The 12,567-nt window shown below is 74.0% G+C and carries 15 protein-coding genes and 1 riboswitch; of the genes, 5 read left to right on the top strand and 10 right to left on the bottom strand.

The features are described 5' to 3' along the window. Positions 1-169: 169 nt before the first annotated feature. On the top strand, positions 170-403 hold the full coding sequence (locus QOL16_RS15690; protein WP_071284189.1) for a hypothetical protein: 234 nt from the start codon (positions 170-172) through the stop codon (positions 401-403). Between the two features lie 23 nt (positions 404-426). Here QOL16_RS15690 and QOL16_RS15685 read toward each other — a convergent pair whose 3' ends face one another. After that, positions 427-906, bottom strand: a complete 480-nt coding sequence (locus tag QOL16_RS15685; RefSeq protein ID WP_065964484.1) for an NUDIX domain-containing protein — start codon at positions 904-906, stop codon at positions 427-429. 58 nt (positions 907-964) lie between these two features. Between QOL16_RS15685 and nagB the strand changes: the two genes are divergently transcribed. Continuing rightward, positions 965-1,750, top strand: a complete 786-nt coding sequence (gene nagB, locus QOL16_RS15680; protein WP_071284186.1) for a glucosamine-6-phosphate deaminase — start codon at positions 965-967, stop codon at positions 1,748-1,750. 68 nt (positions 1,751-1,818) lie between these two features. On the opposite strand, the gene QOL16_RS15675 is transcribed toward nagB, so the two are convergent. The 7 genes from QOL16_RS15675 to QOL16_RS15645 form a co-directional block, all read right to left on the bottom strand. Further along, complete coding sequence (locus QOL16_RS15675) at positions 1,819-2,988, bottom strand: MalY/PatB family protein (RefSeq protein ID WP_071284183.1); 1,170 nt, start codon at positions 2,986-2,988, stop codon at positions 1,819-1,821. 138 nt (positions 2,989-3,126) lie between these two features. Then, positions 3,127-4,347 (bottom strand): N-acetylglucosamine-6-phosphate deacetylase, encoded by a 1,221-nt coding sequence (nagA, locus tag QOL16_RS15670; RefSeq protein ID WP_370692578.1) that lies wholly within the window; start codon positions 4,345-4,347, stop codon positions 3,127-3,129. Between the two features lie 62 nt (positions 4,348-4,409). After that, a complete protein-coding gene (locus QOL16_RS15665; protein WP_083394998.1) occupies positions 4,410-4,817 on the bottom strand; it encodes a YrdB family protein in 408 nt (135 codons plus the stop codon). A 6-nt stretch (positions 4,818-4,823) separates the two neighbouring features. Continuing rightward, entirely contained in the window at positions 4,824-5,684 is an 861-nt protein-coding gene (gene purU / locus QOL16_RS15660; protein WP_071284180.1) for a formyltetrahydrofolate deformylase, read from the bottom strand. Positions 5,685-5,828: 144 nt separating this feature from the next. Next, positions 5,829-7,154 (bottom strand): MFS transporter, encoded by a 1,326-nt coding sequence (locus QOL16_RS15655; RefSeq protein WP_302847181.1) that lies wholly within the window; start codon positions 7,152-7,154, stop codon positions 5,829-5,831. A 102-nt stretch (positions 7,155-7,256) separates the two neighbouring features. Beyond that, entirely contained in the window at positions 7,257-7,676 is a 420-nt protein-coding gene (locus tag QOL16_RS15650; RefSeq protein WP_065964478.1) for a MarR family winged helix-turn-helix transcriptional regulator, read from the bottom strand. Positions 7,677-7,724: 48 nt separating this feature from the next. Beyond that, positions 7,725-8,183, bottom strand: a complete 459-nt coding sequence (locus QOL16_RS15645) for a MarR family winged helix-turn-helix transcriptional regulator (protein WP_171898827.1) — start codon at positions 8,181-8,183, stop codon at positions 7,725-7,727. 63 nt (positions 8,184-8,246) lie between these two features. On the opposite strand from QOL16_RS15645, the gene QOL16_RS15640 reads away from it, so the two are divergent. After that, a complete protein-coding gene (locus QOL16_RS15640) occupies positions 8,247-9,119 on the top strand; it encodes an NAD(P)H-binding protein (protein WP_071284177.1) in 873 nt (290 codons plus the stop codon). A gap of 101 nt (positions 9,120-9,220) precedes the next feature. Here the strand turns inward: QOL16_RS15640 and QOL16_RS15635 are convergent, their stop codons facing one another. Both QOL16_RS15635 and clpS read right to left on the bottom strand, forming a co-directional pair. Beyond that, positions 9,221-9,697: a DUF2017 family protein gene (locus QOL16_RS15635; RefSeq protein ID WP_065964250.1), complete on the bottom strand. Its 477-nt coding sequence runs from the start codon at positions 9,695-9,697 to the stop codon at positions 9,221-9,223. Beyond that, positions 9,694-9,993: an ATP-dependent Clp protease adapter ClpS gene (gene clpS / locus QOL16_RS15630; protein WP_065964248.1), complete on the bottom strand. Its 300-nt coding sequence runs from the start codon at positions 9,991-9,993 to the stop codon at positions 9,694-9,696. The genes QOL16_RS15635 and clpS overlap by 4 nt, the downstream gene beginning before the upstream one ends. 64 nt (positions 9,994-10,057) lie before the next feature. Next, a riboswitch (ZMP/ZTP riboswitch) is annotated at positions 10,058-10,143 on the top strand. Positions 10,144-10,195: 52 nt separating this feature from the next. Between clpS and glyA the strand changes: the two genes are divergently transcribed. Together glyA and QOL16_RS15620 are read left to right on the top strand one after the other, a co-directional pair. Then, positions 10,196-11,485 carry a serine hydroxymethyltransferase gene (gene glyA / locus QOL16_RS15625; protein WP_370692540.1) on the top strand — a complete coding sequence of 430 codons (1,290 nt, stop codon included), beginning with the start codon at positions 10,196-10,198 and terminating at the stop codon, positions 11,483-11,485. A gap of 44 nt (positions 11,486-11,529) precedes the next feature. Continuing rightward, positions 11,530-12,441 (top strand): tetrahydrofolate dehydrogenase/cyclohydrolase catalytic domain-containing protein, encoded by a 912-nt coding sequence (locus QOL16_RS15620; RefSeq protein WP_254780240.1) that lies wholly within the window; start codon positions 11,530-11,532, stop codon positions 12,439-12,441. The last annotated feature ends 126 nt before the right edge of the window (positions 12,442-12,567 follow it).

Raw genomic sequence — 12,567 nt, 5'->3', positions numbered from 1 at the left:
CGGCCGTGACGTCGGCTCCGCGCCGCGGACGGGAGGCGCGTGGCGGCCTGGCACCGTGCCTCCCGTCCGGCGTCTCCTCACCACCGCGACCGACTCGGCGGACCTGCGCTCGCGCTGCATGTGGAACATCAGTCCGGTAGGCTCGCCGCACGGAACCGAGGGGGTGCTGATGGATCGCAGGACCGGGACGTCGGCGGCGGCCGTCGCCGTCCTGCTCGTCGGGTTCGGCGCGGTCGCCGTGCTCACGGGCGTCCAGACGGGCTCGGACGTGCGCTGGGTCGTGATCGCGAGCAGGGTCGGCATCGGTGTGGTGTCCGTGCTCGCCGGCCTCGCGCTCGTACGGCTGCGGGAGCGTGGCCCTCGGCGACGGCGGGACGGGCCCCGGCGACGGGGTCGTCGCTGAGCTGGTGACCCGCCGGGGCCGGGTCAGCGCTCGAAGCGCGCCTCCCGCTCGTCGGCCAGTGCGGCGGCGACGCGGGCCCGCATGTCCGCGGACATCTCGGGGAGCGCGTCGAGCGGTGCCCAGAACGCCTCGGTGTTCTCGCCGTCGGCGGGCGCGGGCGTGCCGGAGACCCAGCGGCACGCGAACACCAGGTCGAGGTACTGCGCGCGGTCCCCGTTCGGGTACGTCATCTCGGGCAGGACCTGCACCCACGCCAGACGTTCGGCGACCGCGACGACGTCGGCCTCCTCGAGGACCTCGCGTTCGGCGGCGACCGCGGGCTCCTCGCCCGGGTCGACGATGCCCGTCACAGGCGTGTACGCGCCCGTGTCAGCGCGACGGACGACGAGCAGCTCGCGGGCGTCGCCCTCGCCGCGGGTCACGACGGCGGTCACACCGGTCAGCCAGAGCAGGTCCGTGCCGATCTTCGCGCGGAGGGACAGGACGAAGTCGGGGGTGGGCATGCCCTCACGCTACCGCCCACCCCTGTCGCGAAGTGGTCATGACCAGTACGCTGGCGGCGTGGAGATCATCATCCTGCCGACGCCGGCCGAGGTCGGGCGTGTGGCCGCAGCGAAGATCGCGTCCGTCGTGACCGAGAAGCCGTCCGCCGTCGTGGGCCTGGCGACGGGGTCGAGTCCGCAGGGCATCTACGCCGACCTGCGACGCCGGGTCGAGGCGGGGGAGGTGTCGTTCGGCGCCGCCCGCGGGTTCGCGCTCGACGAGTACGTCGGCATCCCGCTCGAGCACCCGGAGTCCTACGCCAGCGTCATCGCCCGGGACGTCGTGGAGCCGCTCGGGTTCGACCCCGCACGGGTCCGCGTGCCGGACGGCCGGGCCGCCGACCTGGCGGTCGCGGCCAAGGAGTACGACGCCGCGATCCGTGCCGCTGGTGGGGTCGACGTGCAGATCCTCGGCATCGGGGCGAACGGGCACATCGGGTTCAACGAGCCGACGTCGTCGTTCGCCTCGCGCACCCGCATCAAGACGCTCGCACCCTCGACGCGCGAGGCCAACGCCCGCTTCTTCGACTCGCTCGACCAGGTGCCGACGCACTGCATGACGCAGGGGCTCGGGACGATCCTCGAGGCCCGCGAGCTCGTGCTCGTCGCCCAGGGATCCGCGAAGGCCGACGCCGTCGCCGCCGCGGTCGAGGGGCCGCTGTCGTCGTTCGTCCCCGGGTCGGCGCTGCAGCTGCACGAGCACGCGACCGTCGTCGTCGACGAGGAGGCTGCGGCCGGCCTGCGCCTCGCCGACTACTACCGGTACACGTACGCGAACAAGCCGGAGTGGCAGCGGTTCGAGTGACGGCCCGCTGCGGCGCGGGTGCCGGCCGGGCTGCGGACGTCGTGTGAGGGTGCGGTGCGCGTCGGGTGTCAGCGGGCGGCGGCCAGGCGGGCGAGCCCCTCGCGCAGGGTCTCCTCGGAGCAGCCGAAGTTGAGCCGGGCGTGCCCGACCCCCTGCCGCCCGAAGTCCCGCCCGTTCGTCAGCGCGACCTTCGCCCGCTCGACCAGGAGCAGCGCGGGGTCGTCGCCCCACGGCAGGGCCCGCAGGTCGAGCCAGGCCAGGTACGAGGCCTGCGGCTGTCGGTACCCCGCGCCGGGCAGCAGTGTGCCGAGCTCCTCGGCGAGCACCCGTCGGTTCGCCGCGAGCTCGGCCAGGAGCGACGCCAGCCATGGCTCGCCGTCGCGGAACGCCGCCACGCTCGCGGTGTAGCCGAGGATGCCCGTCCGCTCGACGACCTCGACGGGCAGGCCGTCGAACCAGCCCCGGGCACGGTCGGACGCGCCCACCATGAGCGCGCACTTCGTCCCGGCCAGGTTCCACGCCTTGCTCGCGCTCGTCAGGGCGACCCCGTGCTCGACCGCCTCGGGCCCACAGGTCAGGAAGGGCGTGAACACCGCGTCGGCGTGCGTGAGCGGCGCGTGGATCTCGTCCGACACCACCACGGCGTCCCACTCGGCCGCGAGCTGCGCGAGGGCGACGAGCGACTCCCGGGGGTGCACGAGCCCGAGCGGGTTGTGCGGGTTGCAGAGCAGCACGGTGCGGGCGCCCTCGGAGAAGGCCCGGCGCAGGCCGTCGAGGTCGATCCGCCACCCGGCCGTGGTGTCGAACGGGTCCGGATCGCCCTCGGGGGCGACGAGCGGGACCTCGGTCACGACCCCGCCGGCCTCGAGCACGTAGTCCCAGAACGGCGGGTACACGGGCGGCATCACGACGACCTGGTCACCCGGGGCGATCACCCGGCGCAGCACCTCGACGGCCGCGACGGACACGTCCGTGGTGGTCCGGACGAGGTCGGGGTCGACGTCCCACCCCCACCGGCGAGCGGCGAAGTCGGCGAACACCTCGGGCAGGACCCGGGTGTGCCCGACGTAGCCGGTGTCCCCGTTCGTGACGGCTCGGACGAGGGCCTCGCGGATCGGTTCGGCGGGCACGGAGTCCATCTCGGCGACGAACATCGGCAGCACGTCGGCGGGGTACGCGGTGTACTTCTCGCTCGTGCGGTCGCGGCGGGCATCGAAGGGCGAGACCATGACGCTCATGTGGCCATCCTGGCACCGAGGGGGTCGGGGTGCCGGGCGGGCTCGGCGCGGGCGGGCGCCCCGCGCGGACGGCGTGCTCGGCGCGGACGGGTGCCCACCCAGACGGCGTGCGCAGCGTGGTCCGCGCGGCGCGCGTCGTCAGCCGGTCGGGAGCTCGCGCCCCGCGCCCCACACCCGCCGCACGTCGAGCCCTGGCGACAGCGCCACCAGGTCCGCCGCGTACCCGGGTGCGATCCGCCCGAGCCGGTCCCCGGCCCCGAGCGCGGCAGCGGGGACGGCGGTGAGCGCACCGACGGCGTCGGGCAGCGAGACCCCCGCCGCCGAGACCGCGAGCCGCAGGGCCTGGTCCTGGGTGAGCGTCGACCCCGCGATCGTGTCGGTGCCCGCCACGCGCGCGACCCCGTCGGTCACGGTGACGGCGAGTGACCCGAGCGCGTACGAGCCGTCCGGTGACCCGGCGGCACCCATCGCGTCGGTGATGAGCGCGACCCGTCCCGGCGCCCCGCGGAGCAGGACACGGGCGACGGCGGGGTGCACGTGCACGCCGTCGAGGATGAGTTCGAGCGTCACCCGGTCGTCCTCGAGCGCGGCGGCGATCGGCCCCGGTGCACGGTGGTGCAGCCCCGGCATGGCGTTGCACGCGTGCGTGAGCATCGTGGCGCCGGCGTCGAACGCGGCCCGGGCCTGGTCGTACGAGCAGACGGTGTGCCCGACGGCGACGGTGACCCCGGCGGCGGTGAAGCGGCGGACGGCGTCGAGCGCTCCCGGCAGCTCGGGCGCGATCGTCACCTGGCGGAGGACACCGTCTCCGGCCTCGAGCAGGGTCTCGACGGTGGCCGGTGTCGGGTCGAGCAGGAACGAGGCGTTGTGCGCGCCCTTGTTGTGCGGCGAGAGGAACGGCCCCTCGAGGTGCACGCCGAGGACGAGCGGGTCGGTGGCCGCGACGGCACGGATGCGGTCGAGCGATGCCACCAGGGACGGGATCGGGTTCGCGACGAGGGACAGGACCGACCGGGTCGTGCCGTGCGCTCGGTGCACGGCGAGGGCGGCGTCGAAGGTGTCGTCCTCGTAGGCGGCTCCACCCCCGCCGTGGCCGTGCAGGTCGACGAACCCGGGCGTCAGGACGGCGTCGCCGAGGTCGACGACCTCGACGTCCGCACCCGGACCGCGGCCGGGCGAGACCGGGTCGAGCCCCACCGGGTCGAGCCCCACCGGGTCGAGCCCCACCGTGCCGGGCCCCACCGGGCCGGCCCCGACCGCCTCGATCACGTCACCGGCGAGCAGGACCCAGCCGTCGGCGGTGGACCCGGCCGCGTCGACGACGTGCGCCGCGCGGACCAGCGTGCGCCGCGCCTCCAGGCCGGGGACCACGCCGGGGACGGGACCGGACCCGGGGACCCGGCCGGCGCCGGACGCGTCGCTCACGCCGTCTCCCGACGGAACGCGACCACCCCGGACACCGCCGCCACCAGCACGAACACGAGCCCGACCACCGGCAGCCCGATCGACACCCAGCACGCTGCGGCGGCCACGACCAGCGCGGTCTCGACGATCACCTTGCCGACGACGTCGGTGTCGACCGGCGACCGCGGGGACCGGAAGAAGAACCACACGACGGCGGCGAACAGCGGCGCCCCGACCATGAACAGGTACCCGGGCCAGGGCAGGATCCACGACCAGTAGCCCCAGATCGCGAGCGACAGCAGGCCGAACGCGCACACGACGATGCGCAGGACGCCCCACCCGTCCAGGCGGTGACGGGGCGCTGCCGGGTCGACGGGCGGTGGGACCTCGCCCCAGTCGACGGGGCTCTGCGGTGCGTTCGTCATGCGGTCCTACCTGAAGATGATGGTGCGGGCGCCGTCCAGGAGCACGCGGTCCTCGGCGATCCAGCGGACCGCCTGGGTGAGGGTGCGGGACTCTTCGTCCTGGCCGATGGACACGAGCTCGGACGGGTCCTTCGTGTGGTCGACCCGGACGACGTTCTGCTCGATGATCGGGCCCTCGTCGAGGTCGCTCGTCACGAAGTGCGCCGTCGCGCCGATGAGCTTCACGCCCCGCGCGTGCGCCTGCCGGTAGGGGTTCGCGCCCTTGAAACCCGGCAGGAAGGAGTGGTGGATGTTGACGGCGCGGCCCTCGAGCGCGGCGCAGAGCTCCGGCGACAGGATCTGCATGTACCGCGCCAGGACGACGAGTTCGATGTCGTGCTCGTCCACGGCGTCGAGGATGCGCTGCTCCATCGCCTGCTTCGACGCCGCGTCGGTGACCGGGCGGTGCTCGAACGGCACCGAGTAGAACGCGGCCAGCTCGGACAGGTCCGGGTGGTTGGACAGGACGAGCGGCACCTCGATCGGGAGCTGCCCGCCGCGCTGCCGGTACAGCAGGTCGTTCAGGCAGTGCCCGGCCTTCGACACGAGCACGAGGGTGCGGAGTGGGCGACCGACGACGTCGAGCTGCACGCGGGCGTCGTACCGCTCGACCACGGGGGCGAGGGCCTGCTCGAACGCGGCACGGTCGACGGGCGCCATCACCTGCAGGCGCATGAAGAACGTGTTCGTGTCGGCGCTCGAGAACTGCTGCGACTCGGTGATGTTGCCGTTCGCCGCCACGACGGCTCCGGAGACGGCGTGCACGATCCCGGGCCGGTCGTCGCAGACGAGCGTGAGGGTCCAGTGCGTGGGGGTCGGGTCGGTCACCGGATCAGGGTACCGGGCGCGGTGCGCCCGTCCCCGGCCAGGTGCGTGCCCGTCCCCGTCCCGGGATGGAGCAGACGATGTCGGATCACGGGCCGCCACCCGACGTTTCCTGCTCCATCCGCGCGGCCGGGAGGCGCCGCCCGCTCAGCGCGCGTCGGCCCGGGCGAGCGCACGGTCGGCGAGCGTCAGCACGGACAGCAGCACCGCGACCCCGAGCATCACCCACGCGAGCACGTGCAGGTCCGGCGTGGTCGGGGCCTGGCCGAACACTCCGCCGATGAGCGAGGACGCCGCGATCGCGCCGATGTAGATGCTCGTCCGGGACAGCCCCGCCGCGGTCCCGATGTACTCCGACGGCACGACCCGGTACAGCGCCGCCTGGTTCGACACCGAGGCCAGGGCCTGCGGCACCCCGAACAGCGCCGGCACCACGAGCAGCAGCACGAGCGGCGACCCGGCGTGCAGGAACAGCAGGAGCGCGGCGCCGACGAGCGGGACGAGCGCCGCGACGACGAGGGGTCGGCGCACCGCGGTCCTCCGGGCGACCAGGAACGACACGACGCCGGCGACCACCGCGGCCGGGAGCTGCAGGTACCCGGCGACGTCGCTCGGGTAGCCCGCGACGTCCTGCACCCACTGCGAGAACCCGTACGTCATCGTGTACGCGAGCAGGTACGTCAGGAAGAGCCGGGCGTACGTGCGCGACAGGGCACCGTTCCGGGCGAGCAGGCGCACGTCGACGAAGGGCCGCACGGCGCGGAGTTCCCAGACGACGAGGGCGACGAGCAGCGCCACCGCGACGCCGAGCAGCCACCACCAGCCCTGCCGCAGGTCGAGCAGGAACACGAGCAGCGCCGACACCGTCCCGGTGGTGAGCAGCATGCCGACCGGGTCGAGCGCCGTGCGCACCGGCAGCTCGTCGGGGTCGCGCGGGCGGAGCCGGTCCGAGGGCAACCACAGCGCAGCGACCACGATCCCGAACACCGCGAGCGGCACGTTGACGAGGAAGATCGCGTGCCAGCCGAACGCCGCGACGAGGACCCCGCCGAGGGGTGGCCCCGCGGCGGCGGACACGAGCGAGGTGATCGACAGCGCGCCGAGGACGAGCGGCGGCGTCGGCTTGCCGATCCGGGCCGAGTGCTGCCGCAGCGTGGTGAGCGCCGCCGGGTACGCGGAGGACGTCCCGATCCCGATGAGCACCCGCGCGGTGATCGCGCCGCCGAAGCCCGTCAGCAGCTCGGGCACGACGCCGGCGACACCGACGATGACGAGTCCGGTGAGGAACACCTTCTTCGGCCCGAACCGGTCGGCGAGCTTGCCCATCGTCGGCTGGGCCACCGCGCTCGCCAGGTACAGGGCGGCGACGAGCCAGATCGCCTGCGACGCCCCGATGCCGAGGTCGCGCGAGATCGGGGCGAGGGCGACGGCGACCATCGTGGTGTTGATCGGGTTGAGGAGCGGCCCGACCAGGACGGGGACGAGGAGCTTGGCGCCGAAGCCGCTCCCGGTGGTCGGGACGGCACCGGTGTCGGGACGGTTCGCGGTGGTGGGCGTGGCGGGCTTCTTCCTGGGTCAGGGTTCGGTGAGCGGGGCGAGCAGCGCGACGGCCCGGGCGACCGTGTCGCGGTCGGCGTCGGACAGGGTCGCGAGTCGCTCGGCGAGGACGCCCGTGCGGGTCGACCAGGCCTCCTCGCGGGCGCGTTCCCCGGTCTCGGTGGCGCGGACGAGGGTGCGACGCCCGTCGGCGGGGTCCGGTCGTCGCTCCGCCAGGCCGAGGTCGACGAGTGCCTGGACGGTCGCGCCCATGGACTGCGGTCGGACGCCCTCGGCGCGGGCGAGGTCGGCGACCGTCGCCTCGCCGTACCGCAGCAGTCGGCCGAGTGCGGCGGTCTGCGACGCGGTCACCTCGTCGGCCTTGCCCGTGAGCAGGGTCCGCCGGATGCGGCCGTGCAGGGTCAGCAGGTCGACCGCGAGTGCGACGTGTGGTTCCACACCGGAACGATAATCCTCGACAGCCGGACTTGCAAGGTTGCCTGTCGATCAGGCGACGCCGTCCGCCCCCTCGGCGGTCGCGTTCCCGCTCGTGAACGGCCGGAGCGCAGCCGCGACGGCCGTGCCGCCGTCCGGGAACCACGCGTTGCTCGCCTGCGCGATCGGCCACGCGGCCGCCAGCAGCTCGCGTCCGGCGGGCGTCAGGTGCAGCCGGGAGGCGCGTCCCCGGCCCGGCGCGGCGCCCCGCTCGACCAGTCCCCGCGTCCCGAGCGCGGCCACCAGCGTCGCCGTGCTCTGCGGGCGGATCCCGACGGCCCGGGCGAGGTCGGCCTGGCTGAGGTGGTCGGCGGCGGCGAGCTGGACGAGTGCGCCGAACTCGACGGGGGTCAGGTCGAGGTGCGCGAGGTCCTCGCCGAGGCGGCGGGCGAGTTCGCGGGCGGCGCGGACCACCGTCCACGCGGCGATCGCGTCGATGTCGTCGGGGGTCACCGAGCCGTCACTTGACACGACTCCAGGGTACCGGCGTACGGTCGAGTAACAGGAAACTGATTCTCGGACGGAGGACCGTGCATGACCGACACGATCGCGATCACCGGCGTCACCGGGGACGTCGGCGGGAAGACCCTCGACCTGCTGCACGCGTCCGGGGCGGACGTCCGCGCCGTCGTCCGGCGTCCCGAGCAGGCCGACCGCCTGCGGGAGCGCGGCGTCGACGCGCGCCTCGCCGACCTCGACGACGTCGATGCGCTCACGCGCGCCCTCGACGGCGTCGACCGGTTCTTCCTCGTCACGCCGGTCAGCGAGCGGCAGGCCGAGCAGGGCGAGGCCGGGGTCCGGGCAGCGCAGCGCGCCGGGGTCCCGCGGATCGTGCACCTGTCCGGCGGGGACGCGGCCGAGCACTCGCCGATGCCGTGGGCTGCTGCCGCCTGGCGGACGGACCGGCTCGTGCGCGAGAGCGGGCTCGCCTGGACGATCCTGCACCCCTCGGCGTTCATGACGAACCTCGTGCCCTCGGCCCCGGCGATCCGACGCGGCTGGTACCCGCACACCACCGGGCGGGGTCGGGCGGGCTGGATCGACACCGTCGACATCGCCCGGACCGCGGCCGCAGTGCTGACGAGCGACGACCACGACGGCACCGAACCCGTCCTCACCGGTCCGCGCGCGCTCGACGCCGCGGGCATCGCCGGTGAGCTCTCCGCCGGGCTCGGCCGACGCGTCCGCCCGCTGCACCTGCCGAGCCGGGTGTACCGCGCGGTGGTCCGGGCCGGCGGCGTGCCCGCGTGGCAGGCCGAGGGGCTGCGCCAGCAGTTCGGCCGGGTGCTCCGCCGCGGCCTCGACGGCGTCGACGTGATGAGCGACGACGTGAGCCGGATCACGGGCACCGCGCCCCGGTCCCTCCGGGAGTGGGCGGCGGACCACCGCGGGGAACTGATGGAGTGACCCGGTGCGGCGGAGCCGGGGCGGGCCTCCCGTCCGTCCACCGCGGGGAGCTGACGGGGTGACCGACGGGGCGGGGGTGGGCCGCGCCTCCCGTCCGTCCGTCAGCGCTGGGAGGTGAGCGAGGTGACCAGGTGTTCCTGCACGTACCCGACCCAGTCGTACACGTCACGGAGGCCGACACCGGCGTCACCGGTGTACGACGCCTCCTCGGAGGCGGCGTCCACGATGCCGAGCCGCTCGGCGATCGTCAGCCGCAGGTCGGTCAGGGCGCGCAGCCAGGCCTGCTCGTCCTCGGCGGTCAGGGCGCCGTCGCGGGCACCCGTCAGCCAGGCGTGCACGGTGCCCGCGTTCGTCGTCTTCTGTGCGAGCAGGTCGGAGCGGGTGTACTTCGCGAACTCCGCGCTCGCCTCGGCGTCACCCGGGTAGGCCTCGGGGAACATCCGCGCCGACACCGGGTCGGCGGCCAGGTCGCCCTCGAGCACCTGCTGCAGCTGCTCGACGAGGCTCGCGAGGACGCTGCGCTCGCCGGAGGACATCCCGAGGTGCAGGCCGTCGGCGCGGCGGACGAACGGGATCACGCGTCCGCTCCCGGTGCGCGTTCGACGGTCGCCTGGAGGCCGTAGCCGTGCATCGCCTCGACGTGGCGTTCCATCGCCTCGCGGGCACCCGACGCGACGACCGCCCGGCCGTCCTCGTGCACCTGCCGCATCAGCCGGTCGGCCCGGTCGCGCCCGAACCCGAAGTACGTCTGGAAGACGTAGGTGACGTACGACATGAGGTTCACCGGGTCGTCCCACACCACGGTCGTCCACGGGACGTCGTGGCGGGCGCGCAGGTCGGTGCGCTCGTCGAGGTCGGGGCTCGCCAGGCTCATGCGACGACGAGGCTGCTCGGGTTCATGTGGACAAGGGTGACACGGACCGGGCCGCTCGGTACGATCGGGGGGTCGCGACTGGCGTTGGATGGGTCACCATCGGGGAGCGACACCTGACACGGAGCGCAGCCGTACGCCTGGGCCGCGCCCAACCGTCCACCACGTCGTGCACGCGCGCGACGGAACGACAACGAGGAGTCCCGTGTCCATCACCGACCTGTCGCCCACCGCGACCCAGTCGTCCTTCAACGCCCCCCTCTCCGAGGTCGACCCGGAGATCGCCGCCGTCCTGCAGCAGGAGCTCGGCCGGCAGCGCGACTTCCTCGAGATGATCGCGTCCGAGAACTTCGTGCCGCGCGCGATCCTCGAGTCCCAGGGCTCGGTGCTCACGAACAAGTACGCCGAGGGCTACCCCGGCAAGCGCTACTACGGCGGCTGCGAGTACGTCGACGTCGCCGAGCAGCTCGCCATCGACCGTGCGAAGGCCCTGTTCGGCGCCGCGTACGCGAACGTGCAGCCGCACTCCGGTGCCACCGCGAACGCCGCGGTCCTGCACGCCATCGCCAGCGCCGGGGACACCATCCTCGGCCTCGAGCTCGCACACGGCGGGCACCTGACCCACGGCATGAAGCTCAACTTCTCCGGCCGCATCTACAACGCGGTCTCGTACGGCGTCGACCCCGAGACCTTCGAGGTCGACTACGACGACATCCGCGCCAAGGCGATCGAGCACCAGCCGAAGGTCCTCATCGCGGGCTGGTCGGCGTACCCCCGCCAGCTCGACTTCGCCAAGTTCCGCGAGATCGCCGACGAGGTCGGCGCGAAGCTCTGGGTCGACATGGCGCACTTCGCCGGTCTCGTCGCCGCGGGTCTGCACCCCTCGCCCGTCCCGCACGCACACGTCGTGTCCTCGACCGTGCACAAGACGCTCGCCGGTCCCCGCTCGGGCATCATCCTGTCGAACGACGAGACGCTGTTCAAGAAGCTCAACTCGGCCGTGTTCCCGGGCCAGCAGGGCGGCCCGCTGATGCACGTCATCGCGGCGAAGGCCACCGCGTTCCTCCTCGCCGGCACCCCGGAGTTCAAGGACCGCCAGGAGCGCACCATCCGCGGTGCGCAGGCGCTCGCCGCCCGGCTCACGCAGCCCGACGCCGAGGCCGCCGGCATCGACGTCCTCACCGGCGGCACCGACGTGCACCTGGTGCTCGTCGACCTGCGCGAGTCCGAGGTCGACGGCAAGCAGGCCGAGGACCTCCTGCACGAGGTCGGCATCACCGTGAACCGCAACTCCGTGCCGTTCGACCCGCGCCCGCCGATGGTCACCTCGGGTGTCCGCATCGGCACCTCGGCGCTGGCGACCCGCGGCTTCGGCGACGCCGAGTTCGCCGAGGTGGCGGACGTCATCGCGCTGACGCTCATGCCGAACCCGGACGTCGCAGCGCTCTCGGCCCGGGTGAAGGCCCTGACCGACGCGTTCCCGCTCTACGCGTGAGCGGCGCCGTGGCCGATGGTCGCGTGGAGGGCGCCGTGGCCGACCTGCCGCGCGCGCTGTGGGCGGGGGAGGGCTCTGCCGTCCGCATCGACGGCACCGCCCTCGCCGCCCGCACGCTCGACGACCTGAAGGTCCGCATCGACCGGTTGCACGACCACGGCTTCCGGCCCGGACTCGGCACGATCATGGTCGGGCAGAACCCCGGCTCGGTGTCGTACGTCGCGGGCAAGCACCGTGACTCGGCGCAGATCGGGCTCGACTCGATCCGCATCGACCTGCCCGAGACCGCGAGTGCGGCGGACATCCGCGCGGCGATCCTGCAGATGAACGACGACCCCCGGGTCACCGCGTTCATCGTGCAGCTGCCGCTCCCGCAGGGCATCGACCCCATCCCGATGCTCGAGCTGATGAACCCCGCCAAGGACGCCGACGGCCTGCACCCGACGAACCTCGGCGAGCTCGTCCTCGCGGTCCCCGGTGGTGCGGGCACGATCGACGCCCCGCTGCCGTGCACCCCGCGCGGCATCGTCGCGATGCTCGAGGCGTACGACGTCCCGATCCGCGGTCGGCACGTCACGATCATCGGGCAGGGACTGACCGTCGGCCGGCCGCTCGGCCTGCTGCTCACCCGCCTCGAGGCCACCGCGACCCTGACGCACTCGCTGACCGAGGACGTCGCGGCCGAGTGCCGTCGCGCCGACATCATCGTCGCCGCGGCCGGGGTCGCCGGACTCGTGCAGCCGGACTGGGTCAAGCCCGGTGCGGCCGTGATCGACGTCGGCATCAGCCGGGTCCTCGACGAGGGCACCGGCAAGGCGAAGCTCCGCGGCGACGTCGACCCCGCGGTCGCGTCGGTCGCCGGGTTCCTGTCGCCGACGCCGGGCGGGGTCGGTCCGATGACCCGCGCGATGCTCATGAAGAACGTGGTCGAGGCCGCGGAGCGCCACCTGCACTAGGCGGGCGGGGGCGCTCGGGTGCGCTCGGCGGGGTCGGCGCTCGCCTGCGCTCGCGCTGGTGCTGGCGCCGGCGCTCGGCTGCGGTCGGTGGGGCCTGCGCTCGGGTGCGGTCGGCGAGGCCTGCGC

The organism is Curtobacterium sp. MCBA15_004 (assembly GCF_001865055.2).
GTDB lineage: Bacteria > Actinomycetota > Actinomycetes > Actinomycetales > Microbacteriaceae > Curtobacterium.
Note: the sequence above shows the minus strand (reverse complement) of the source record. Positions and strands in the feature narration are given on the sequence as shown.